A 24,299-nucleotide genomic window follows, 5' to 3' on the forward strand; every position below is an offset into this window, starting at 1 on the left:
GTATTCGGGGTTGTGGGACCCACTTATCGTATCTGACAGTGCGGTGAAGAGTTACAAAGCTAGTTGTTAGTTGAACGGTGTGGGAAAGCCGGCCGTAGAGGGTGAGAGCCCCGTAAGCGAAAGCATCTAGCCTCTTTGTGGTGTTCCCGAGTAGCAGCGGACTCCTAGAATCTGCTGTGAATCTGCCAGGACCACCTGGTAAGGCTGAATACTTCCTGGTGACCGATAGCGGACAAGTACCGTGAGGGAATGGTGAAAAGTACCCCGGGAGGGGAGTGAAATAGTACCTGAAACCGTTCGCCTACAATCCGTCAGAGCCTTTTGGGGTGATGGCGTGCCTTTTGAAGAATGAGCCTGCGAGTTAGTGGCATGTGGCGAGGTTAACCCGTGTGGGGTAGCCGTAGCGAAAGCGAGTCTTAATAGGGCGTTTTTAGTCGCATGTTCTAGACCCGAAGCGGAGTGATCTAGCCATGGGCAGGTTGAAGCGTGGGTAAGACTGCGTGGAGGACCGAACCCACCAACGTTGAAAAGTTGGGGGATGACCTGTGGTTAGGGGTGAAAGGCCAATCAAACTCCGTGATAGCTGGTTCTCCCCGAAATGCATTTAGGTGCAGCGTCGTGTGTTTCTTGCCGGAGGTAGAGCACTGGATGGTCTAGGGGGCCTACAAGCTTACTGAAATCAGCCAAACTCCGAATGCCGGTAAGTGAGAGCGCGGCAGTGAGACTGCGGGGGATAAGCTTCGTAGTCGAGAGGGAAACAGCCCAGATCGCCAGCTAAGGCCCCTAAGCGTGTGCTAAGTGGAAAAGGATGTGGGATCGCATGGACAACCAGGAGGTTGGCTTAGAAGCAGCCACCCTTTAAAGAGTGCGTAATAGCTCACTGGTCAAGTGGTTCCGCGCCGACAATGTAGCGGGGCTCAAGCACACCGCCGAAGCTGTGGCATTCACACATTAACCCGGTCGTTCAGCTAGACTGAATGATCCAGGTGTGTGGATGGGTAGGGGAGCGTCGTATGGGGGGTGAAGCGGCGGAGTGATCCAGCCGTGGACGCCATACGAGTGAGAATGCAGGCATGAGTAGCGAATGAAGGGTGAGAACCCCTTCCGCCGGATGACCAAGGGTTCCAGGGCCAGGCTAATCCGCCCTGGGTGAGTCGGGGCCTAAGGCGAGGCCGAGAGGCGTAGTCGATGGATAACGGGTTGATATTCCCGTACCCGCAAAGGAGCGCCCAAGACGAACCTTCCTGTACTAACCACGCAAAGCGCCGGCGACCTTCGGGTCAAGGGTGTGGAGTCTGGGACCTCGGGTGGTAGTAGTTTAGTGATGGGGTGACGCAGGAAGGTAGATGATCCCGGCCGGTGGTTGTGCCGGGGTAAGCGTGTAGGCCGTGCCATAGGCAAATCCGTGGCGCATATAGGCTGAGACGTGATGCCGAGCCGTTCTGGTGAAGTCATTGATCCTATGCTGCCGAGAAAAGCCTCTAGCGATGTTCCGAGCGGCCCGTACCCTAAACCGACACAGGTGGTCAGGTAGAGAATACCGAGGCGACGGGTGAACTGTGGTTAAGGAACTCGGCAAATTGCCCCCGTAACTTAGGGAGAAGGGGGGCCGGACGCGTGAAGCCCCGTGCGGGTGGAGCGTGGTATGGCCGCAGAGAGCAGGGGGAAGCGACTGTTTACTAAAAACACAGGTCCATGCCAAGTCGTAAGACGATGTATATGGACTGACGCCTGCCCGGTGCTGGAACGTTAAGGGGACCTGTTAGCTCTTCGGGGCGAAGCGGAGAACTTAAGCGCCAGTAAACGGCGGTGGTAACTATAACCATCCTAAGGTAGCGAAATTCCTTGTCGGGTAAGTTCCGACCTGCACGAATGGCGTAACGACTTCCCCACTGTCTCAACCACAGGCCCGGCGAAATTGCAGTACGAGTAAAGATGCTCGTTACGCGCGGCAGGACGGAAAGACCCCGGGACCTTTACTATAGCTTGACATTGGTATCTGAATTTAATTGTGTAGGATAGGTGGGAGCCGGTGAAGCTCGGACGCCAGTTCGGGTGGAGGCGTTGTTGAAATACCACTCTGTTGGGTTTGGGTATCTAACTTGCGGCCCTGATCGGGTCGAGGGACAGTGTCTGGTGGGTAGTTTAACTGGGGCGGTTGCCTCCTAAAGGGTAACGGAGGCGCCCAAAGGTTCCCTCAGCCTGGTTGGCAATCAGGTGTTGAGTGTAAGTGCACAAGGGAGCTTGACTGTGAGACTGACGGGTCGAGCAGGGACGAAAGTCGGGACTAGTGATCCGGCACTTGCGTGTGGAAGCGGTGTCGCTCAACGGATAAAAGGTACCCCGGGGATAACAGGCTGATCTTCCCCAAGAGTCCATATCGACGGGATGGTTTGGCACCTCGATGTCGGCTCGTCGCATCCTGGGGCTGTAGCAGGTCCCAAGGGTTGGGCTGTTCGCCCATTAAAGCGGTACGCGAGCTGGGTTTAGAACGTCGTGAGACAGTTCGGTCCCTATCCGCCGTGCGCGTTGGATACTTGAGAAGGGCTGTCCCTAGTACGAGAGGACCGGGACGGACGAACCTCTGGTGTGCCAGTTGTTCTGCCAAGGGCACGGCTGGTTGGCTACGTTCGGAAGGGATAACCGCTGAAAGCATCTAAGCGGGAAGCTCGCTTCGAGATGAGGTATCCCACCACCTTGAGTGGGTAAGGCTCCCAGCTAGACGACTGGGTTGATAGGCCGGAAATGTAAGCACGGTAACGTGTTGAGTTGACCGGTACTAATAGGCCGAGGGCTTAACCACCCTAAATTTTCTGCTTGCGTCCACTGTGTGATTCACAGCAAACGAACAACCACCCCGGTTGTTCGGCCTCAAAAGGCCGGCACGGGTTGCTGGTTAGCGTTTCGCTGATAGTTGTTTCGGTGGTCATAGCGGTGGGGAAACGCCCGGTTACATTCCGAACCCGGTAGCTAAGCCCGCCAGCGCCGATGGTACTGCACTCGGGAGGGTGTGGGAGAGTAGGACGCCGCCGGACTCAACGTGACAGAAAGGCCCACCCCGACCGGGGTGGGCCTTTCTTTTTGCCCCGTACCGGACTCGTTACCGTTCCGTGACCTGGATCCGCGAACCAACGTCGTGAGGGACGCATCGCACCTAGTGACAGCGATGAGAGTTCGAGGAGAGGCAAAGCATGCGACGCACAGTTCTGGTTCTGGCTGCGGTGGCCGGCCTGACGTTGATCACCGGTTGCACCGAGTCCCCGGAGTCGTTGGACGGTGCCGCAGCACCGGTCGGCGGAGCGGTCTCCCGTTCGGCGCCGACGCCGGCCGCGGTCACCGAGTCACCGTCGGCGGCGCCGTCGACGGACCCGCCGGTGACGACCACCACGAGGCCGCCGAAGCCGAAGGCCTCCTCAGTGCTCGGCCCCGACGGCCTGGGCGCGCTGAAGCTCGGCATGTCCTTCACCGCGGCGAAGAAGACCGGCCTGCTGGTTTCCGACGACCCGGCGGCAGAGGTTCAGGGCTGCAACTCGAACTACTACCCCAAGTCCTCCGGCGACTCTGATGCTGCGGTGTTCTTCAACGGCGACAAGGGTCTGGTGTCGTTCACCGCGTACCGGGGCGTGGCTACTCCGGAAGGCATCAAGCTCGGCAGCAGCCTCGCCGCTGTGAAGAAGGCGTACTCGGACTGGGATGTCCTCACCGGTCCCGGGGAGGACGGCCGCGGTTGGGTGAAGGTTCCGGGCAACAGCAAGGCTGTCTACAACATCACGATCGCCGAGGACGAGGTCGTGCACATGAACCTGCAGCTGCGTGACCAGGACTGTTACGAGTAGGGATTGGGTGTGCCGTCACCGGACCGCGTCGGTATGCTGGCGTGCGGGCCGTGACTGGCGCGTTCGGATGGTTGACCATCGGGGAGCGGCTCCGTCGAGACGACGACTTGCCGTGCGCCTGGGCCTCTTCACTACGTGATAGGGAGGTCCCATGTCAGAGTTGAACGCCGAATCCACTGCTTTCCGCTCCGCCCTCGAGGTGGTCCGTTCCGTCGAGCCGCGTATTGCGGATGCGATCGCCAAGGAACTGACCGACCAGCGTGAGTCGCTGAAGCTGATCGCGAGTGAGAACTACGCTTCCCCGGCTGTGCTGCTCGCCATGGGTAACTGGCTCTCCGACAAGTATGCGGAGGGCACCATCGGCCGTCGTTTCTACGCCGGCTGCCAGAACGTCGACACCGTCGAGTCCGTCGCTGTCGAGCACGCCAAGGCGCTGTTCGGCGCGCCCTATGCGTACGTGCAGCCGCACTCCGGCATTGATGCGAACCTGGTCGCCTACTGGGCGATTCTGGCCGACCGCGTCGAGGTGCCGTTCCTGAAGAAGTTCGAGAAGCGGCAGATCAACGACCTGACCGACGCCGAGTGGGCCGAGCTGCGGCAGGCCTTCGGCAACCAGCGGCTGCTCGGCATGTCGCTGGACGCCGGCGGTCACCTGACCCACGGGTTCCGGCCGAACATCTCCGGCAAGATGTTCGACCAGCGCAGCTACGGCGTCGACTCGGCGACCGGGCAGATCGACTACGCGGCGCTGCTGGAGTCGGCACGCGAGTTCAAGCCCGCGGTGATCGTGGGCGGCTACTCGGCGTACCCCCGGAAGGTGAACTTCGCGAAGATGCGCGAGATCGCCGACGAGGTCGGCGCCACCTTCATGGTCGACATGGCGCACTTCGCCGGCCTGGTCGCGGGTGGGGTGTTCACCGGCGACTACAACCCGATCCCGCACGCGCACATCGTCACGACCACCACGCACAAGAGCCTGCGCGGCCCGCGCGGTGGCGCGGTGTTCTGCCAGCCGGAGCTCTCGTCGCAGGTCGACCGCGGCTGCCCGATGGTGCTCGGTGGCCCGCTGCCGCACGTGATGGCCGCCAAGGCGATCGCGTTCGCCGAGGCCCGCCGGCCGGAGTTCGCGACCTACGCCCAGCAGATCGTCACGAACAGCCAGGCGCTCGCCGAGGGCCTGGCGAAGCGGGGCGTGCAGCTGGTCTCCGGCGGCACCGACAACCACCTGGTGCTGCTCGACGTGCACCCGTTCGGCATCACCGGCCGTCAGGCCGAGCAGGCCCTGCTGGACAGCGGCATCGTCACCAACCGCAACGCGATCCCGCAGGACCCGAACGGGGCCTGGTACACCTCCGGCATCCGGATCGGCACCCCGGCGCTGACCAGCCGTGGTCTCGGCACCGCGGAGATGGACCAGATCGCCGAGCTGATCCACACCGTGCTGGCCAACACCAGCCCGGCCGAGGGGTCCAAGGCGAAGTTCACCCTCGACCCGGCCCTCGCGGACCGGATCAGCAAGCAGGCGTCCGAGCTGCTGGCGCCGTTCCCGCTGTACCCGAGCGTCGACCTCGGCTGATCGTTCGCAATCGCCGCCCCGGAGAGATCAACGGATCACTTCCGGGGCGGCAGTCTGTGCAGAGTCACGTCGGTCAGGGTGCCGGCGGCGACCTCGGTCGTGAGGTACGTGGCGTAGGGCTGGCGCCGCCGGTCGGTCGGGGAGCCGGGGTTGAGCAGCCGCAGGCCGGAGTCGGTCGTCGTGTCCCAGGGAATGTGGGAGTGGCCGAAGACCAGTACGTCCACGTCCGGGAAGCGTTCGGCACAGCGTTTCTCGCGTCCACCGGACGGCCCGGTCTCGTGGATGACGGCGAACCGTACGCCCTCCAATGTGGCATGCGCGACTTCCGGCAGGCGCTTGCGCAGCGCCGGGCCGTCGTTGTTGCCGTAGCAACCGATCAACCGGGCCGAGCGGGCCTCCAGCTGATCGAGGAGATCCACGACCACCCAGTCGCCGGCGTGGATCACCACGTCGGCGGCGTCGATCGCGGCCCACAGTGGGGCCGGCAGGTCGCGGGCGCGCTTCGGGACGTGCGTGTCGCTGATCAGGACAAGACGCATGCGATCGATCCTAATTGTTGCGGTCTGGGTGCCGTGGGCGTTGTTGCACGCCACGCCGGAACCGGTTCCGGATTCGCTGTTATCAACGTGTGAACGCGCTGGTGGTCCCGGCTGAGCAGGGATTCGGCGCCAGATGACGGTCAGGTTCCGGAACTGTTGCGAACTATGGACATCAATTCGTGCTCCTCCTTACGGTTCGGCCGGGGAGCGCTCTCCAAGGTGCTCCCTAGGAAGCCTTACCGTTCCCAAGGAGAAGCAATGAGACGCTCCCCCTGGCGGCTCGCCGCCGCCGGTGGCCTGGTCGCCGTACTGGTGGCCGGGTTCACCTCGATCACCGCGAGCGGCGCCGCAGCCGCCGAGGTGCTCCTGTCCCAAGGCAGGCCGGCCACCGCCTCCTCCACCGAGGCGTCCGGCGCGTACGCGGCATCCGAGGCGGTCGACGGCAACGCCGGCACCCGCTGGTCGTCGGCCTTCTCCGATCCGCAATGGCTGCAGGTCGACCTGGGCACCAGCAAGGCCGTCTCCCGGGTGGAGCTCAGCTGGGAGACCGCGGCTGCCAGGGCCTTCCAGATCCAGGTGTCCGACAACGGGACCAGCTGGAACTCGATCTACTCGACCACCACGGCAACCGGCGGGAACCAGAACCTCACGGTCAACGGCACCGGCCGGTACGTGCGGATGTACGGCACCCAGCGCACCACCGGCTACGGCTACTCACTCTGGGAGTTCAAGGTCTTCGGTGACGACGGTGGCGGCACCGGCCCGACGATTCCCGGCGGTGGCAGCCTCGGCGCCAACGTGGTGGTCTTCGACCCGTCGATGTCGAGCGCGTCCATCCAGGCCCGGGCCGACGAGATCTTCCGGCAGCAGGAGACCGCCCAGTTCGGCACCGGCCGGTGGGTGCTGGCGTTCAAGCCGGGCACCTACAACGGGCTGAACATCCAGGTCGGCTTCTACACCTCGGTGGTCGGTCTCGGGCAGAACCCGCAGGACGTACGGATCAACGGTGACATCACCGTCGACGCCGGCTGGTTCCAGGGCAACGCCACCCAGAACTTCTGGCGGTCCACCGAGAACCTGTCGGTCTACCCGGTGAACGGCACCAACCGCTGGGCGGTCTCACAGGCGGCGCCGTTCCGCCGGATGGACATCCACGGCAACCTGAACCTGGCGCCGAACGGCTACGGCTGGGCGTCCGGCGGCTACGTCGCCGACTCACGGATCAGCGGCAGTCTCGGGCAGTACTCGCAGCAGCAGTGGCTGACCCGGAACAGCCAGATCGCCTCGAACACCAACGGCGTGTGGAACCAGGCGTTCGTCGGGGTGCAGGGTGCTCCGTCGGCGGCCGGCTACCCGAACCCGCCGTACACCACGATTGCGAACACGCCGGTGATCCGGGAGAAGCCGTACCTCTACGACGGCGGTGTCTTCGTGCCGTCGCTGCGGACGAACTCCACCGGCATCTCCTGGGCGAACGGCAACACGCCGGGCACGACCATCCCGCTCTCCCAGTTCTACGTGGCCAAGCCGGGTGACTCGGCGGCGCGGATCAACCAGGCCTTGGCCCAGGGGCTGAACCTGCTCTTCACGCCGGGCATCTACCAGATCGACCAGACGATCAACGTGAACCGGGCCAACACCGTCGTGCTCGGCCTGGGCTACGCGACGATCATCCCGATGAACGGCATCACGGCCATGCAGGTGGCCGATGTGGACGGTGTGAAGGTGGCCGGCATCCTCTTCGACGCGGGCACCACCCTGTCGCCGAACCTGCTGGTCATGGGTCAGAGCGGATCGTCGGCGAACCACGCGGCCAACCCGTCTTCGGTGCAGGACGTGTTCCTCCGGGTCGGCGGTTACATCGCCGGAAAGGCCACCAACAGCCTGCTGGTGAACAGCAACAACGTGATCATCGACCACATCTGGGCGTGGCGGGCCGACCACGGCAACGCGGGCACCTACGCCTGGAACACGGCGATCGGTGACCACGGTCTGATCGTCAACGGCAACGACGTGACGGCGTACGGGCTGTTCGTCGAGCACTACCAGAAGTACCAGGTGATCTGGAACGGCAACGGCGGCCGGACCTACTTCTTCCAGAACGAGATGCCGTACGACCCGCCGACCCAGGCGGCCTGGCGGACCGGGGCGAACGGGTACGCGGCCTACAAGGTGGCCGACTCGGTGAACACGCACGAGGCGTGGGCGATGGGCAGCTACTGCTACTTCAACGTCAACCCGTCGATCCACGCGGACCGCGGCTTCGAGGTTCCGGTCAAGTCCGGGGTGCGGCTGCACAACCTGCTCACGGTGTCACTCGGTGGCAACGGCGTGATCGACCACGTGGTCAACACGACCGGTGGGCCGGCGCAGGGGACCGCGACAGTTCCGTCCTACGTGGTCAACTTCCCGTAGATCTCCCCACTGCCGCGCGGGATCAGGGTGGTCGCCACCTTGATCTCGCGCGGTGGGCCGTCGTAGCCGTCGATGCGCTCGAAGAGCACACCGGCAGCCGCGTGGCCGATTCGCACCGGGTGCTGCGCGACCACGGTCACCGCCGGGTCGAGGAGATCGGCGAGCGGGAAGTCGTCGAAGCCGACCAGCGCGACCTCGCGGTGCAGCCCGAGCCGGCGCAGCGCGCGGACCGCGCCGATGGTGATCAGATTCTGACTCGTGAAGAGGGCGGTGGGTGCATCGGCGCGGCGCAGCAGGGTCAGCGTTGCGCGTTCCGCCGCGGCCTCGCCGTGAATGTCGTGCAGCACCGGGCCGGGTCGGTGCCCGAGCGCCTGCAGGTATCCCCGGAACCGGTCGCGCGCGGTGGCTATCCGCTGGTGGTCGCCGAGGAAGGCGATGCGGCGATGGCCGTGCGCGACGAGGTGCCGGACGGCTCCGGCAGCACCGGCGACGTTGGTGGAGACCACCGTGTCGGCCTCGAAGCCGGACGGCCGCCGATCCACGAAGACGATCGGCGTACCGGTGAACCGACTCAGGTAAGACTGATCAGAAGCGGCCGGTGCCACGATCAGACCGTCGGTCTGCCGCTGCCGGAACGCGCGGGTCAGCTCGCGTTCCCGGCGGTCGTCCTCGTCGAGGCTCCCGGTGAGCACGTGCACCCCGCGGCCGTGCGCCGCATCCTCGATCGACCGGTGCAGGGCGGCCGAGAACGGGTTCGCGACGTCCTCCAGGAGCACCCCGATGGTCCGGGTACGCCGATCGTTGCGCCGCAGCATGCTGGCGCCGAGATGCGGCCGGTAGTCGAGGGACTCGACCGCCGCCCGCACCCGATCCGCAAGGTCGGGCGCGACGGTGGGCTCGCCGTTGACCACCCGGGACACGGTCTTCAGGCTCACTCCGGCGGCGCGGGCCACGTCGTTCATGGTCGGTTTTCCGGACATGTCGGAACCTCCAGCACGGACAGCAATTAGCTGGAAACTCATTGTTGACACGTACAAAACACGGGCGTCTACTCCAAGACAACGTTGTCTCTCGATGTCCGGAGGAGACATGCGCCAGCCATCCAGGCTCGTTGCCGCCGCGGGTTGCCTGCTCCTGGCCCTCGCCGGCGCCGCCTGCAACCGGGGCGGAAACGAGGAGGTCGTCGGTCTGATCACGAAGACCGACACGAACCCGTTCTTCGTGACGATGAAGCAGGGCGCGCAGAAATCCGCCGATCAGCTCGACGTCGACCTGCAGACCTTCGCCGGGAAGGTGGACGGCGACAACGAGGCGCAGGTGCTGGCGATCGAGAACCTGATCTCGTTCGGCGCCAAGGGTTTCCTGATCACGCCGAACGACTCGAAGGCGATCGTGCCGGCCATCGACCGGGCGCACGAGGCGGAGATGCTGGTCATCGCGCTGGACACCCCGGTCGAACCGGCCGATGCCGCGGACGCCACGTTCGCCACCGACAACTTCGAGGCCGGCCGGCTGATCGGTCAGTGGGCGAAGGCGAAGTTCGGCCGGGACAGTGGCAACGCCAAGATCGCCATGCTCGACCTCAACGCCAACCAGGTCTCCGTGGACGTGCAGCGCGACCAGGGCTTCCTGGAGGGATTCGGGATCGACATCGGCGACCCCGGCCGGATCGGCGACGAGAACGACCCACGGATCGCCGGGCACGACGTGACCGACGGCAACGAGGAGGGTGGGCGTACCGCGATGGAGAACCTGTTGCAGAAGGATTCGTCGATCAACCTGGTCTACACCATCAACGAGCCGGCTGCGGCGGGGGCGTACGAGGCGCTCAAGGCGGCCGGCAAGGAACGGGACGTCACGATCGTCTCGGTCGACGGCGGCTGCCCGGGTGTCGACAACGTGGCCAACGGGGTGATCGGCGCTACCTCGATGCAGTTCCCGATCCGGATGGCCGAGCTGGGGGTCGCCGCGATCGCGCAGTACGCGAAGGACGGCACCCGGCCGCAGAACACCGCCGGCAAGAACTTCGTGGACACCGGCGTACAGCTGATCACCGACGACCCGCAGGCCGGCGTGGAGGCGAAGGACTCCGCGTGGGGCAAGCAGAACTGCTGGGGGTAACCGATGGCGACCACCACCGCGGACTTCGAGGTCAAACAGCACGACTCGTTCGGGCTGCGCGTGCAGCACCTGTTGCACGGCAACCCGGTCCTCGGGCCGCTGGCCGTGCTGCTCGTGGCGATCATCGCGTTCTCGATCGTCAACGCCCGGTTCTTCTCCGCCGCGAACCTCTCCCTGGTGCTCCTCCAGGTGACCGTCATCGCCACGCTGGCGCTCGGGCAGACGCTGATCATCCTGACCGCCGGCATCGACCTGTCGGCCGGCGCGATCGCGGTCTTCTCGTCGATCCTGATGGCGCTCTTCTGCACCGACGCCGGCATGCCCGGCCCGATCGCGCTGCTGCTCGGCTTCGCGTGCGGCACGGCGATGGGCGCGATCAACGGCGCCCTGGTCACCCGGATCAAACTGCCGCCGTTCATCGTCACGCTCGGCACGCTGACCATCTTCTTCTCGCTCAATTCGGTGGTCAGCAACAGCGAGACGGTACGCGGAACGGACATGCCCGGCCTGATGACGTGGACCGGCGAGTCGATCCCGATCGGCTCCTTCCGGCTCAGCTACGGCTCGATCATCATGCTGCTGCTGTTCGGCTTCTTCGCCTACGCGCTGAGCTCGACGGCGTGGGGCAAGCACGTCTACGCGACCGGTGACGACGTGGAGGCGGCGCGGCTCGCGGGTATCCGTACCGGCCGGGTGCTCTTCTCGGTCTACACCGTGGCGGGCCTGCTCTACGCGATCGCGGGCTGGATCCTCATCGGACGGCTCGCCTCGGCCAGCCCGAACGTCGGCACCGAGTACAACCTCGACTCGATCACCGCGGTGGTGCTCGGCGGGACCAGCCTCTTCGGCGGCCGCGGCGGCGTGATCGGCACCCTGATCGGAGCGCTCATCGTCGGTGTCTTCCGCAACGGCCTGCAGCTCAGCGGCGTCGAGGTGGTCTGGCAGGGCTTCGCGATCGGTCTGCTCGTGCTCATCGCCGTCTCCCTGGACCAGTGGATCAGGAAGGTGAAAACGTGACGACTCCGGTGTTGCAGGCGAAGGGGCTCAGCAAGCGGTACGGCCGGGTCGTCGCGATCGACGGCAGCGACCTCGAGCTCTACCCCGGCGAGATCCTCGCGGTGATCGGCGACAACGGCGCCGGCAAGTCCAGCCTGATCAAGGCGCTCTCCGGCGCGCTGATCCCGGACAGCGGCGAGATCCTGCTGGACGGCGAACGGGTGCACTTCCGCAACCCGATGGACGCCCGGTCGGCCGGCATCGAGACCGTCTACCAGACCCTCGCGGTCGCTCCGGGCCTGGACATCGCGGACAACCTGTTCCTCGGGCGGGAGGAGCGGCGGTCCGGCCCGCTGGGATCGGTGTTCCGGATGCTGGACCGCAAGCGGATGCGCGAGGAGGCCGCCCGGCACATGAGCGAACTCGGCGTCGCCACCCTGCAGAACATCGGCCAGGCCGTCGAGTCGCTCTCCGGCGGTCAGCGGCAGGCGGTCGCGGTGGCCCGGTCCGCCGCCTTCGGCAGCAAGGTGGTGATCCTCGACGAGCCCACCGCCGCGCTCGGCGTCAAGGAGGGCAACCGGGTGCTCCAGCTGATCCGCGACGTCCGCGACCGCGGCCTGCCGGTCATCCTGATCAGCCACAACATGCCGCACGTCTTCGAGGTCGCCGACCGTATCCACATCCAGCGGCTGGGCCGCCGGGTCGCGGTGATCACCCCGGAATCGCATTCCATGTCCGAAGCGGTCGCCATCATGACCGGAGCGGCTGCGCCGCCTCAGGAGAAAACCCCGGCATAGGTACGCGTAGAGCGCCGTTCCGGGTAATCAGAAGACATGACCATCGGGGTGACAGGAGCAACCGGAAACGTCGGTGCACGGGCCGTACGCCTGCTGGTGCAGGCCGGTGAACGCCCGCGCGTGCTGGTCCGGGATCCCGCGAAGCTTCCACCCGGCCTGGCCGCATCGGTCGACGTGGCGCGCGGCGACCTGCGCGACGCCGCGTTCGTCGAGTCCGCGGTCGCCGGGCTGGATGCGCTGCTGTGGGTGACGCCGGAGGACCTCACCGCCGCCGACCCACTGGCTGAGATGGCCACAGTCGTCCGGAATGGGGCCGCCGCGGCACGGGCCGCCGGCGTACGGCGGGTGGTGGTGATCAGCAGCGTCGGGGCGGAACGCCGGCACGGGGCCGGGCTGATCGACGGGCTGGCCCGGGCCGAGGAGGAGTTCACCGCGACCGGGGCGGACGTGACGATCCTGCGCAACGGCTACTACTTCACGAACCTGCTGGGCAACCTCGACGAGCTGCGGGACGGCCGGCTCACCACGACGATGCCGGAGGACCGGCCGCTGGCCTGGGTCGACCCGCGTGACGTGGGCGAGGTCGCGGCGGTCCGGTTGCTGGCACGCGGCTGGTCCGGGACGGTGATCCAGGCCGTGCACGGGCCGGCCGATCTGAGCTGGGCCGAGGTGGCCGCGATCGTCTCGGCGGCGACCGGTGACAAGGTGAGCCTGTCGGTGATCTCCGACGAGGCGATGGCCGGTGGGCTGCGGCAGGCCGGTCTGCCGGAGCCGGCCGTGGCGGGTCTGGTCGGGATGACCGCCGGGACGAGGGACGGGTTCGAGCCGGAACAGGTGCGGACACCGGTGACGACCACGCCCACAACGCTGGCCGAGTGGGTCGCCGGGACGCTGGTGCCGCTACTCCGGGACTGACCGCGCGGCGGAACCCCTCAAGCCGGAGCACGCTGGGTCGATCAGTCCCGCATGTTGTTTGGCCGCGCCCACCGGCGCCCGCGTGCTCGGACCAGCACCCGTCGCCTGTTCGCGACGTATGCCGCGGCCAGCCTGGTGCCCGTGATGGCATTGGGCGCGGTGATGCTGCAGGGATACGAGTCCGACGCAGCCGAGCAGGGCCGCGCCCAGGGGCTGGCGCAGGCCGCGGTCATCGCCGAGATGGCGATCACGCCCGCCCTCAACAGCGGGGAGACCGCGCCCAGCGAGGGGCTCACCGAGGGCCTGACCACGGCTCAGCTCGACGGGATGCGGGACGCCACCGAGCACGCCGTGTTCCGTGGTTCGGTGCTGCGGCTGCGATTGCGGTCCTTCAGCGGGCGGGTGGTCTTCTCCGACGACGGGACCACCAGCGGTGGCGTACCGGCCTCGGACCCGGACTTCCGGGCCGCCTCGGCCGGCGAGTCCCGGGCCCGGGTGATCGGTGGTGGCGCCGACGTGATCCGGGTGCTGCAGCCGCTGGTCGCGAGCGCGTCCGGGCAGTCGGTCGGGGTGCTCGAGCTGTACCTGCCGTACCAGCCGATCGCCGATCAGATCCATGCCCAGGTGAACCGGGCGTGGTGGCGGATCGGTGGCGCGCTGACCGCGCTCTACCTGGTCCTGGCTCTGCTCGCCTGGTGGACCACGCGGTCGCTGAGCCGGTACGCCGCGCGTCAGGAGTACCAGGCCACCCATGACGGGCTGACCGGGCTGCCGAACCGGGCGGACTTCCGGGCCCGCGCCGAGGTGGTGCTGCGGGCGGCCGACCGTGCCGGTGGCCGCGGCGCCGTGGTCCTCGCCGACCTCAACCGGTTCAAAGAGGTCAACGACACCCTCGGGCACCACGCCGGCGACGAGCTGCTGCGAGTGGTCTCCACCCGGATGCAGGCCTGTCTCGGCCCGGACGACATTCTGGCCCGGCTGGGCGGCGACGAGTTCGCCCTGCTGCTGCCGGATCGTGACCGGGACGAGGCGGTGGCGCTGCTGGAGAAGATATGCGACCGGGTGTCCGACGAAATGGTGCTCGACGGTGTGCCGCTCTCCATCGAGGCGAGCTTCGGTGTCTCGCTCTACCCCGAGCACGGGGTGATCCTGCACGACCTGAAGCAGCGTGCGGACTCGGCGATGTACCAGGGGAAGCGGGGCGCCGCGGACGTCGTGGTCTACGCCGGCGGGCAGACCGGTCATCCGCATCAGTGGCTGGTGGTCCAGGCCGAGCTGCGGCACGCGCTGGAACGCGACGAGCTGGTTCTCTACTACCAGCCGAAGGTGGATCTCCCGGCCGGTGAGATCCGTGGGGTCGAGGCACTCGTACGCTGGCAGCACCCGCAGCGTGGCCTGCTGCCGCCGGGTGAGTTCCTGCCGGCCGCGGAGCATTCCGGATTGATCGTGCCGCTCACCGAGTGGGTGTTGCGCCGCGCGCTCGCGGACCAGGCCGACTGGACCGCGGCGGGCCGGGACTGGGCGCTCTCGGTGAACGTCTCGGCCCGCAACCTCGAGATGGCCGGCTTCCCGGAGTCGGTGCGGGACGCGCTCGCGGCGACCGGCACGCCGCCGCACCGGCTGATTCTGGAGATCACCGAAACCGCGCTGGCCGCCGACACCGGCAGCGTGGTCCGCGCCGTCATGCAGCTGGGTGAGCTGGGCGTCGGCATCTCGGTCGACGACTTCGGCACCGGCTACACCAGCCTGGCACACCTGCGCGGCCTGCCGATCACCGAGATCAAGATCGATCGTGCGTTCGTCTCCGATGTGGAACGCGACCCGCAGAGCCAGGCGATCGTCCGGTCGGTGATCGAGCTGGCGCACGGCCTCGGCAGCCGGGCCACCGCCGAGGGCGTGGAGACCGACGAGATCAGCCGGTGGCTCGCCGCCGCCGGCTGCGACGAAGCGCAGGGCTATCTCTTCGGCCGCCCGGCGCCCTGGACCCAGATTTCGATCACTGAGGGAGTTGGCAGATGAGCTTCATCCGGCGGACCGTGGCCGTGACCGGCGCGGTCCTGATGCTGGCGGTCGGCGGCTGCAGCACGGCGAAGGAACCCGCGCCGGCCGGCGCGCTGGACGCGATCGGCGCGGTGACGGTCGACCGGACGCTGCACGACCAGCTGCCCCAGGCGGTCCGGGCGCGCGGTTCGATCCGGCTCGTCACCGACGCCAGTTACGCGCCGATGGAGTATTTCGCCGCCGACGGCCGTACGATCATCGGCTTCGAACCCGACCTGGCCGCCGCCCTCGGTGAGGTTCTCGGCATCCGCACCGAGATGGTGGTCGGCACGTTCAGCACCGCCCTGGACGAGGTGGGCGCCGGAACGTACGACGGGGTGCTCTCGTCGATGACCGACACCACCGAGCGGCAGGCGAAGGCCGACTTCGTCAACTACCTCAGCACCGGTACGTCGATCGTGGTCCAGCGCGGAAACCCGCTGCACATCGCCGACCTCGCGGACCTCTGCGGCCGGACCGTGGCCACCGAGCACGGCACCTACCAGGAGGAGATGCTGCAGGGCCTGCAGAAGAGCTGCGGGGACCGGCCGATCGTCATCGACGCGCACCCGACGAACGCGGACGCCCTGGTGCTGCTGCGCACCGGCCGGGCGGCGGCTGTGCTGATCGACTTCCCGCCGGCGACGTACCTGGTCAACGACTCGCGGACCAGCGCCTTCTACCAGCTCGCGTCGGACGAGCAGTACGAGTCCGGCCTGTTCGGCATCGCGGTCGCCAAGGACAACACCGCGCTGCGGGACTGCCTGCGGGCGGCGCTGCAGCGGTTGATCGAGTCGGGCACCTACGGCGAGCTGCTGGCCCGCTGGGATCTCTCGTCGAGTGCGGTTCCGGCGGCGACGATCAACGGGAAATCGACGACTATCTGAACTACACACGCGTGTAGTACGCTACACGTGTGAGTAGTGACAGCGACCTGACCGCCCGCGCCCGGATCCGTGAGGCCGCGATCGCGCTCTTCACCGAGCGCGGCATCGCCGGCGCCACGATCCGGGACATCGCGCAGGCGGCCGGCGTCTCCTCCGGCCTGCTGCGGCACCACTTCGGGTCCAAGGAGGGCCTGCGCGACGCCTGCGACGAGTGGGCGATGGGCCGGATCGGTCAGTTGCAGATGCAGTTCAGCGACTCCCAGACGATCGGCCCGATCACCCCCGACGTGATGGCCCTCCAGCAATATCTGGTGCGGTCCCTGATGGACGGTTCGCCGCGCGGCGCGGCCGTGTTCGCCCAGGCGGCGGAGCACGGCGAGCGCTGGCTGGCGACCACGCATCTGGAGACGTCCGACCCGCGGGCGTTCACCGCGGTCCTCGGCGCCATGAAGATGGGCATGTTCCTGATGGGCGATCAGCTCACGGCCGTGCTCGGCGAGGACGTCCGGGCGATGCCGGGCTATCTGCGCATGATCCGGGCGTCGATCGAGATCTTCTCGCAGCCGCTACTCACTCCTGAGCAGGCCGACCAGGCGATGAAAGCCGTGGATCGGCTCGGCAATCCATGAAGGAGTGTGCCTCATGGCTGAGGCAGTCGATGTCGAAGGACTGATCAAGAGGTTCGGCGCGGTGACCGCGCTGGACGGGCTCGACCTGCAGGTGCGGACCGGTGAGGTGCACGGCTTCCTCGGTCCGAACGGTGCGGGCAAGACCACCACGATCCGGGTGCTGCTCGGGCTGATGCGGCCCGACGGCGGAAGCGCACGGCTGCTCGGCGGTGACCCGTGGGCCGACGCGACGGAGTTGCACCGGCGTTTGGCGTATGTTCCGGGTGACGTGACCTTCTGGCCCAACCTGACCGGCGGCGAGGTCATCGACCTGCTCGGCCGGCTGCGCGGCGGGCTGGACACCAAGCGCCGCGACGACCTGATCGAGCGCTTCGAGCTGGACCCGCGCAAGAAGGGCCGGGCCTACTCGAAAGGCAACCGGCAGAAGGTGGCGCTGGTCGCGGCGCTCGCCTCCGATGTGGAGCTGCTCATCCTGGACGAGCCGACCTCCGGGCTCGACCCGCTGATGGAGGAGGTCTTCCGCGAGGTGATCCTGCAGGAGAAGCGGCGCGGAGACCGTACGGTGCTGCTCTCCAGCCACATCCTGGCCGAGGTCGAGGCGCTCTGCGACCGGCTGACCATCATCCGGGCCGGCCGGTCCGTGGAGACCGGCACCCTCGACGACCTGCGGCACCTGACCCGCACCACGATCCGCGCCGAGCTGACCGGCCCGGTGAACGGGCTGGGAACCATCGCCGGGGTGCACGACCTGACCACCGACGACGGCCGGGTCGCCTTCGACGTGGACGCCGACGCCCTGGAACCGGCCCTGAAATCGCTGGTCGCCGCGGGTGTCCGGAGTCTGGTCAGCCAGCCGCCGTCGCTGGAGGAGCTGTTCCTGCGGCACTACGCGCGGGACGAGCGATGAGCGGGACCGGCCGGTTGCTCCGGCTCGCCCTGCGGCGCGACCGGGTCGTCATGCCGCTCTGGGTGCTCGGCATCGGCCTGCTGCCGTACGTTTATCTGTCCGGATTCGACACGCTCTTCGCCACCGAGCAGGAGCGGCTCGACTACGCCCGGATCAGCTCGGAGAACGCGGGTTTCGTGGCCCTCTACGGCCCGCTGCACGGCTCGTCCGTCGGCGAGCTGGTGGTCTGGCGTGGCGGGTTCGTGCCCGTGATGATCGGGCTGTGTGCGCTGCTCACCGTGGTCCGGCACACCCGCGCCGACGAGGAGGCCGGGCGCACCGAGCTGATCCGAGCCACGGTCGTCGGCCGGCACGCCCAGTTGGCCGCCGCGCTGCTGGCCACCGGGCTGGCCACTCTGGTGATGGGCGTGGTGGTCGCGGCCACGATGATCGGCGCCGGGCAGCCGGCCGCCGGCTCGGTCGCGCTCGGCGCGGTCTTCACCCTGTCCGGCTGGCTCTTCGCCGCGGTGGGCGCGGTCGCCGCGCAGCTCAGCGGCAGCGCACGCGGGGCACGCACGATCGCGGTCCTGACCCTTGGGATTGCGTACGTGCTGCGCCTCGGCGGCGACATCTCGGCTCTCGGGGACGGCCGCCTGGAGTGGCTGTCCTGGCTGTCCCCGATCGGCTGGGTGCACCGCGTCTTTCCGTACGGGGCCGACGACTGGTCACCGGCCCTGCTGGCGGTGGCGCTGATCGTGGTCGCGGTGGCCGCCTCGGCGTACCTGTCGACCCGCCGTGATCTGGGTGCCGGCCTGCTCGCCGCCCGCCTCGGCCCGCCCGCCGCGTCACCCGGCCTGCGATCCCCGATCGCTCTGGCCTGGCGTCTGCACCGGGGCCTGCTGTTCGGCTGGACCGCCGGGTTCGCCGCCCTGGGCCTGGTCTTCGGCGGAGTCGGCAGCAGCGTGGTGCAGCTAGCCGAGGACTCGGCCGGGGTGAGCGAGATGTTCAGCCGGATCGGCGGGGGCGACGCCATCGTCGATGCGTACTTCGCCACCGTCGCCGGGATGTGCGGGCTGATCGCCGCCTGCTACGCGGTGCAGGCCGCGCTGCGGATGCGCGACGAGGAGCAGACCGGTCATGCCGAGGCGATGCTGAGCACCGCCGTGAGCCGGTACGCGTGGGCCGGCAGTCACCTGGTCTTCGCGCTGCTCGGGCCGGCTGCCGCGCTGCTCGCCGAGGGCGTCCTGTCCGGTGTCGTGCACGGTGATCCGGGTCCGGTGATCGGCGCCGCGCTGGCCCAGCTCCCGGCCGTGTGGGTGCTGGCCGGGGCGACGATGCTGCTGATCGGGGTGCTGCCGAAACTGGCGGCTGCGGCGTGGGGCGTGATCGCGGGGGCGCTGCTGCTCCTGCTGGTCGGGCCGCTGCTCGACTTCGACCAGTGGGTGCTCGACCTGTCGCCGTTCACCCACGTCCCGCACTTGCCGGGTGGCGACTTCACCGCCGTACCCCTCATGGTGTTGACCCTGGTCGCGGCCGCTCTCGGCGGCGCCGGCCTGCTGGCCCTGCGCCGCCGAGATATGGGGATCTAATGGTCCTTGGGCCGTTTGGGGAGGACCAGTTCCTCGTGGTCGAGCTCGCGGTTCAGCACCCGTAGGCTGTCGTCCTCGAGCCGGCCCGCGTCGCGCCAGCGCAGCAGTTCCTCGCGCTCGGCGTCGATGACCGCCTGCCGGACCATGAGCGCCGCCTCGTACTGCGGGGATTTCGGCAGCTCGTGGGACTCGACCTGCTCGAGCAGGTCGAGCCGGCGGCGGTACCGGTCCAGCCGCACCTCCAGCTGCTGGCGCATGGTCACCATGGCCTCGTCCTCGATGTGGTCGTGATGCTGCTCCTGGATGTCGTCCAGCCGGTCCAGAGCAGCCCGGACCGCGGCCGAGCGGGCCTCGTTGCGCAGTCGCGCCTGGTCCTTCTTGTTGGCGCGCAGGCCCAGCCAGCGGACCAGCGGCGCGAACGTGAGGCCCTGGCCGACCAGGGTGACCAGGACGACCGAGATCGCGCAGAAGAAGAGCAGCTCCCGGTCCGGGAAGCCCATCGGCAGCGTGAAAATCGCGGCGAGCGTGATGACACCCCGGGTGCCGGCCCAGCTCAGCGCGGTCACCTCCTTGCCGTTGAGCGGCACCTCGCGCGGGCCGTTCTCGTCGTCCTCCGCCTCGCTGAGCTGCTGGCCGCCCAGCCTGGTGTGCAACTGGCGGGGCAGCAGCTGGGTCGCGACCAGCCAGAGCGGGCGGAGCAGCAGAACCACACCGAGGGTGATCGCCAGGGCGATGATGATGGTGCTGGTCTCGTACTTGGCCAGCCCGTTCACCACGGTCGGCACCTGCATGCCGATCAGCAGGAAGACGGCGCCTTCCAGCAGGAAGTCGATCAGCCGCCAGACCGCGGTGGTCTGCAGACGGCTGGCGCCGGTGGCGTAGCGCGGGGTGTCGTGGCCGATGATCAGGCCGGCCACCACCACGGCGAGCACGCCGGAGATGAACACGTAGTGGTGCACGAACGAGTTCTCGCAGATCAGGTACGCCGCGAGCGGCGTGATCAGGGAGAGCGCGTTCGAGCTCAGCGGGTCGGACCGCAGCGCCTTCAGGAACCGGACGGTGTACGCGACCGCGACACCGACCAGCACACCACCGGCGGCGGCGATGACGAACTTCCCGACCGCGTTGTCGAAGTTGAAGTTGTCGGTCCGCCAGGCGGTCACCGCGACGGTGAGGATGGTCAGCGCGGTGGCGTCGTTGAGCAGGCCCTCACCCTGGATCAAGGTGATCAGCTTGCCGGGGAGTCCGGCCTTGCGGCCGACGGCGAGCGCGGCGACCGGGTCGGGCGGGGCCACCGCCGCGCCGAGCGCGACGCCGGCCGCGAGCGTGGCGCCGGCCACCCAGAGGGAGAAGCCGACGCCGATCAGCAGCGCGGTGACCAGCACCAGAGCAACCGAAAGACTGATCACCGTACGCATGTTGCGCCGGATGTCCAGCAGTGAGGAATCAAGCGCCGCGTTGTAGAGCAGCGGCGGCAGCACGAACGTCAGGATCCACTCGGGTTCCAGCTCGACGTTCGGGCCGGGCAGGTAGGCGTAGATGATGCCGATCAGCGTCAGCAGCACGGCCGCGGGGAGGCCGGTTTTTTCGGTGACCCAGCGGACCGCCACGATCACCGCGACCGCACCCAGGACGAAAAAGAGGATCTCCTCGGGGTTCATTCGATCATTCTCGCTGCTAGCGGATTCCCATCACTCAGCGGCACTGCTTGTTACTGCTGAGCGGCACCGCCCATCTGCTGCAGCGCGGCGTAGTGCTTCTGCACGACAGGTGTGGCGGTGGCGACGATGTGCTTCACTGCCGGATTTGTCCCGGTGTCGACCGCGATCTGGGCCATCTTGAACGCCCGCTGGTGGGCCAGGATCTGGCTGCCGACGAAGAGCGTGTCGAATTCGGCGGTGGACGCGGTCTTGTACTGCCGGAGCAGGGTGGTCTGCTCGGAGTTCGGCGAGTCGGGCAGGCGTACGTCGACCGTGTGGGCCGCCTTCTTCACCTGGGCGTCGAGCTTGCGGTGGAAGGTGACGAACTGCTGCCCGAGATCGCGTACGGTCGCGCTCCCGCCCTTCTTCGCCGCGATCTTCCCGGCCTTGATCTGGGTGAGGTTGGCCTGGTGGACGGCGATGAGGAAGTCGGCGTCCGGGCTCACCGGACGGATCGGCGCCGCGGCCGCGCTGGTGGCGGGGGCGACCAAAAGGGCAATGGCACTCAGAGTGGCAAAAAGGTTACGCAAACGCATATTCGCAGCTTAACCGGGCGCGCGGAGATGCGATGGCCAGATGGCAGACGCGCCCGGCCATGTCGCCAAGGCCGAGCGCGTCGCGGTGTACTTCGGGATCAGTAGCGGTAGTGCTCCGGCTTGAACGGGCCCTCGACGTCCACACCCAGGTACTCGGCCTGCTTCTTGGTGAGGGTGGTGAGGCGGACGCCGAGCGCGTCCAGGTGCAGCCGGGCCACCTTCTCGTCCAGGTGCTTGGGGAGGACGTAGACCTGCTTCTCGTACTCGCCCGGCTTGGTCCAGAGCTCGATCTGGGCCATCACCTGGTTGGTGAACGAGTTCGACATGACGAAGCTGGGGTGGCCGGTGGCGTTGCCCAGGTTCATCAGCCGGCCCTCGGAGAGCACGATCACCGAGTGGCCGTCCGGGAAGCGCCACTCGTGCACCTGCGGCTTGATCTCGACCTTCTCGATGCCTTCGACGCGAGCCAGCCCGGCCATGTCGATCTCGTCGTCGAAGTGGCCGACGTTGCCGACGATCGCGTTGTGCTTCATCGCGGACAGGTGCTCGACCGTGATGATGTCGGTGCCGCCGGTCGTGGTGATGAAGATGTCGGCCTCACCGACCACGTCCTCGAGCCGGACGACCTGCATGCCGTCCATCGCCGCCTGCAGCGCGCAGATCGGGTCGATCTCGGTCACCACGACCCGGGCGCCCTGGCCGCGCAGCGTCTCCGCCGAGCCCTTGCCGACGTCGCCGTAACCGCAGACCACGGCCAGCTTGCCGCCGAGCATCACGTCGGTGGCTCGGTTCAGGCCGTCGACGAGCGAGTGGCGGATGCCGTACTTGTTGTCGAACTTGCTCTTGGTGACCGCGTCGTTGACGTTGATCGCCGGGAAGAGCAGCGTGCCCTCCTTGGCCAGCTTGTAGAGCCGGGCCACACCGGTCGTGGTCTCCTCGGTGACGCCCTTGATCTCCGCGGCGATCTTGGTGAACCGCTGGGAGTCGGCGGCGAGGCTGCCGCGCAGGGTCTCCAGGATGATCGAGTACTCGTGGTTGTCCTCGGGCGTGGTCGCCGGGACAGCGCCGGCGCCCTCGAACTCGACACCCTTGTGCACGAGCAGGGTGGCGTCACCGCCGTCATCCAGGATCATGTTCGGACCCTGGCCGTTGCCGAAGTCGAAGAGCTGCATGGTCGCCCACCAGTACTCCTCCAGCGTCTCGCCCTTCCAGGCGAAGACCGGGACGCCGGCCGGCGCGTCGACGGTGCCGGTCGGGCCGACGACGACCGCGGCGGCCGCCTCGTCCTGAGTGGAGAAGATGTTGCAGGACACCCAGCGGACCTCGGCGCCGAGCGCGACCAGGGTCTCGATCAGCACGGCGGTCTGCACGGTCATGTGCAGCGAGCCGGCGATCCGGGCGCCCGCGAGCGGCTTGCTGTCACCGAACTCGGTGCGCAGCGACATCAGACCGGGCATCTCGTGCTCGGCGAGACGCAGCTGGTGACGCCCGGCCTCGGCCAGGGACAGGTCGGCTACGGCGAAGTCGAGGCCGTTGACGGAACGGAACTTGGAGTTAGCAAGCTCAGTGGACATGAAAAGAGGGCTCCTCCCTCTCAGGAGGCGCCCTTGCGTCATCTAACCCCGCCGAGCGTGGCGGACCTGACGGTCCGTTGCAGCGCCTCTCGGCCGGGCGGAGTCAACTTTAACCGAACCGCCGCTTGATCACATCCGGCGGGCGTGAACCGGCCGCAGCGTGACGGGGGTTCAATCCGTCACGCGAAGGGGCGGAAAAACATCAAGAACCTTCCATGCCACCTCAGAAACACCTCATTCTGTACGGCGTGAAGCACCCGTACCGCATCCGGGAGATCGCCGCGCAATCCGGGCTGAGTCAGGCCACCGTGGATCGCGTGCTGCACAACCGTGGCGGGGTCCGGGAGAGCACCATCCGGCAGGTCCACCAGGCGATCGCCGAGCTGGACCGGCAGCAGTCCCAGGCGCCGCTCGGTGGCCGGACCTTTCTGATCGACGTCGTTCTGCACACTTCCCGGCGGTACAGCACGGCGGTCCGGGATGCGCTGGAGGCCGAGGTGCCGGGGTTCGCCCCGGCGGCGCTGCGGCCACGGATCCATCTCGCCGAGAGTTCCGGCAACGACGTGGTCCGTACCCTCGACCGGGTCGGCCGGTCCCGCTCGCACGGGGTGGTCGTGATGGCGCCGCCGGGACCGGAGGTGGCGGACGCGGTGGCCCGGCTCGGCGTGCCGGTGGTGACGCTCAACGGCGACCTGCCGGCCGGGAAACGGATCGCGCACGTCGGGGTGGACGACTTCGATGCCGGGGCGACCGCGGCTTACCTGGTCGAGCAGCGGCTCGCGGATCGTGCCGGTGACGTGCTGGTGATCAACGGGAAGGGTGCGCGGGAGGCCGGCTTCCGGGCGCTGCTGCAGGAGCGGTCGCCGGCCCGTCGGCTGCACACCGTGCAGAGCGCCGACGAGATACGGGCCACGCTGGCGCAGAACCCGGCGATCCGCGCTGTGTACTCGGCGGGCACCTGCGGGAACGCCGAGGTGATCGCCGCGTTCGCCGCGGAGAGCCGCAACTACGACGTCTTCGTCGCGCACGGGCTGGACCGGGAGAACGTGGGGCTGCTTCGGGCGTACCAATTGTCGGCAGTTCTACATCAGGATCTGCGTGCCGACCTCCGGCATGCCTGCCTGGTCCTGCTGCGCGCCCAGGGCGCGCTGCCCGGGCCGATCCGTTCCCGCCCGTCGGCGGTCCAGGTGATCACCCCGTGCAACGTCCCGCCGGGCGAGTTCTGAAGCGTAAGGAGAAGGTCGACGCAGCCCTGACGGCTGC

18 protein-coding genes, 2 rRNA genes and 2 riboswitches (1 of these 22 only partly in view) are annotated in these 24,299 nt (G+C 67.6%); of the genes, 15 read left to right on the forward strand and 5 right to left on the reverse strand.

The annotated features are described in order from the left end of the window. From OHA21_RS41500 to OHA21_RS41515, 4 genes are all read left to right on the forward strand, one after another. Positions 1–2,803 (forward strand): 23S ribosomal RNA (locus tag OHA21_RS41500); it begins 307 nt to the left of the window's first position. 115 nt (positions 2,804–2,918) lie between these two features. Further along, a 5S ribosomal RNA gene (rrf, locus tag OHA21_RS41505) occupies positions 2,919–3,035 on the forward strand. Positions 3,036–3,191: 156 nt separating this feature from the next. Then, positions 3,192–3,836, forward strand: a complete 645-nt coding sequence (locus tag OHA21_RS41510; protein WP_328464690.1) for a hypothetical protein — start codon at positions 3,192–3,194, stop codon at positions 3,834–3,836. A gap of 40 nt (positions 3,837–3,876) precedes the next feature. Next, positions 3,877–3,967: riboswitch (ZMP/ZTP riboswitch) on the forward strand. A 20-nt stretch (positions 3,968–3,987) separates the two neighbouring features. Continuing rightward, positions 3,988–5,412: a glycine hydroxymethyltransferase gene (locus tag OHA21_RS41515; protein ID WP_328464692.1), complete on the forward strand. Its 1,425-nt coding sequence runs from the start codon at positions 3,988–3,990 to the stop codon at positions 5,410–5,412. Between the two features lie 35 nt (positions 5,413–5,447). On the opposite strand, the gene OHA21_RS41520 is transcribed toward OHA21_RS41515, so the two are convergent. Further along, positions 5,448–5,951 carry a metallophosphoesterase family protein gene (locus OHA21_RS41520; RefSeq protein WP_328464694.1) on the reverse strand — a complete coding sequence of 168 codons (504 nt, stop codon included), beginning with the start codon at positions 5,949–5,951 and terminating at the stop codon, positions 5,448–5,450. A 258-nt stretch (positions 5,952–6,209) separates the two neighbouring features. On the opposite strand from OHA21_RS41520, the gene OHA21_RS41525 reads away from it, so the two are divergent. Further along, positions 6,210–8,366 carry a discoidin domain-containing protein gene (locus tag OHA21_RS41525; RefSeq protein ID WP_328464696.1) on the forward strand — a complete coding sequence of 719 codons (2,157 nt, stop codon included), beginning with the start codon at positions 6,210–6,212 and terminating at the stop codon, positions 8,364–8,366. Here OHA21_RS41525 and OHA21_RS41530 read toward each other — a convergent pair. Beyond that, positions 8,345–9,346 carry a LacI family DNA-binding transcriptional regulator gene (locus OHA21_RS41530; RefSeq protein ID WP_328464698.1) on the reverse strand — a complete coding sequence of 334 codons (1,002 nt, stop codon included), beginning with the start codon at positions 9,344–9,346 and terminating at the stop codon, positions 8,345–8,347. The genes OHA21_RS41525 and OHA21_RS41530 overlap by 22 nt on opposite strands. A gap of 109 nt (positions 9,347–9,455) precedes the next feature. Between OHA21_RS41530 and OHA21_RS41535 the strand changes: the two genes are divergently transcribed. The 9 genes from OHA21_RS41535 (at position 9,456) to OHA21_RS41575 (ending at position 19,226) form a co-directional block, all read left to right on the forward strand. Beyond that, positions 9,456–10,487 carry a substrate-binding domain-containing protein gene (locus OHA21_RS41535; RefSeq protein WP_328464700.1) on the forward strand — a complete coding sequence of 344 codons (1,032 nt, stop codon included), beginning with the start codon at positions 9,456–9,458 and terminating at the stop codon, positions 10,485–10,487. A gap of 3 nt (positions 10,488–10,490) precedes the next feature. Continuing rightward, on the forward strand, positions 10,491–11,504 hold the full coding sequence (locus OHA21_RS41540; protein WP_328464702.1) for an ABC transporter permease: 1,014 nt from the start codon (positions 10,491–10,493) through the stop codon (positions 11,502–11,504). Continuing rightward, positions 11,501–12,280, forward strand: coding sequence for an ATP-binding cassette domain-containing protein (locus tag OHA21_RS41545; RefSeq protein ID WP_328464704.1), 780 nt, complete (start codon positions 11,501–11,503; stop codon positions 12,278–12,280). Before OHA21_RS41540 ends, OHA21_RS41545 begins: the two co-directional genes overlap by 4 nt. Positions 12,281–12,316: 36 nt before the next feature. Next, entirely contained in the window at positions 12,317–13,195 is an 879-nt protein-coding gene (locus OHA21_RS41550; RefSeq protein WP_328464706.1) for an NmrA family NAD(P)-binding protein, read from the forward strand. A 144-nt stretch (positions 13,196–13,339) separates the two neighbouring features. Beyond that, positions 13,340–15,214 (forward strand): putative bifunctional diguanylate cyclase/phosphodiesterase, encoded by a 1,875-nt coding sequence (locus OHA21_RS41555; protein ID WP_328478881.1) that lies wholly within the window; start codon positions 13,340–13,342, stop codon positions 15,212–15,214. Next, positions 15,211–16,122, forward strand: a complete 912-nt coding sequence (locus tag OHA21_RS41560) for an ABC transporter substrate-binding protein (RefSeq protein WP_328464708.1) — start codon at positions 15,211–15,213, stop codon at positions 16,120–16,122. The genes OHA21_RS41555 and OHA21_RS41560 overlap by 4 nt, the downstream gene beginning before the upstream one ends. Positions 16,123–16,151: 29 nt before the next feature. Further along, positions 16,152–16,751: a TetR family transcriptional regulator gene (locus tag OHA21_RS41565; RefSeq protein WP_328464710.1), complete on the forward strand. Its 600-nt coding sequence runs from the start codon at positions 16,152–16,154 to the stop codon at positions 16,749–16,751. A gap of 13 nt (positions 16,752–16,764) precedes the next feature. Further along, positions 16,765–17,658, forward strand: coding sequence for an ABC transporter ATP-binding protein (locus OHA21_RS41570; protein WP_328464712.1), 894 nt, complete (start codon positions 16,765–16,767; stop codon positions 17,656–17,658). Further along, the gene (locus OHA21_RS41575) at positions 17,655–19,226 is read left to right on the forward strand and encodes an ABC transporter permease (RefSeq protein ID WP_328464714.1); all 1,572 of its coding nucleotides are present in this window, start codon (positions 17,655–17,657) and stop codon (positions 19,224–19,226) included. The genes OHA21_RS41570 and OHA21_RS41575 overlap by 4 nt, the downstream gene beginning before the upstream one ends. On the opposite strand, the gene OHA21_RS41580 is transcribed toward OHA21_RS41575, so the two are convergent. The 3 genes from OHA21_RS41580 to ahcY all read right to left on the reverse strand — a co-directional run bounded on the left by OHA21_RS41580 (position 19,223) and on the right by ahcY (position 23,036). Beyond that, a complete protein-coding gene (locus tag OHA21_RS41580; RefSeq protein WP_328464716.1) occupies positions 19,223–20,887 on the reverse strand; it encodes a Na+/H+ antiporter in 1,665 nt (554 codons plus the stop codon). The genes OHA21_RS41575 and OHA21_RS41580 overlap by 4 nt on opposite strands. 50 nt (positions 20,888–20,937) lie before the next feature. Beyond that, positions 20,938–21,462, reverse strand: coding sequence for a DUF4142 domain-containing protein (locus tag OHA21_RS41585; protein WP_328464718.1), 525 nt, complete (start codon positions 21,460–21,462; stop codon positions 20,938–20,940). A gap of 98 nt (positions 21,463–21,560) precedes the next feature. Next, positions 21,561–23,036: an adenosylhomocysteinase gene (ahcY, locus tag OHA21_RS41590; protein WP_328464720.1), complete on the reverse strand. Its 1,476-nt coding sequence runs from the start codon at positions 23,034–23,036 to the stop codon at positions 21,561–21,563. An 18-nt stretch (positions 23,037–23,054) separates the two neighbouring features. Next, positions 23,055–23,133: riboswitch (S-adenosyl-L-homocysteine riboswitch) on the reverse strand. Positions 23,134–23,251: 118 nt separating this feature from the next. Here ahcY and OHA21_RS41595 point away from each other — a divergent pair. After that, complete coding sequence (locus tag OHA21_RS41595) at positions 23,252–24,262, forward strand: LacI family DNA-binding transcriptional regulator (RefSeq protein WP_328464722.1); 1,011 nt, start codon at positions 23,252–23,254, stop codon at positions 24,260–24,262. The last annotated feature ends 37 nt before the right edge of the window (positions 24,263–24,299 follow it).

It is taken from the genome of Actinoplanes sp. NBC_00393, from assembly GCF_036053395.1.
GTDB lineage: Bacteria > Actinomycetota > Actinomycetes > Mycobacteriales > Micromonosporaceae > Actinoplanes.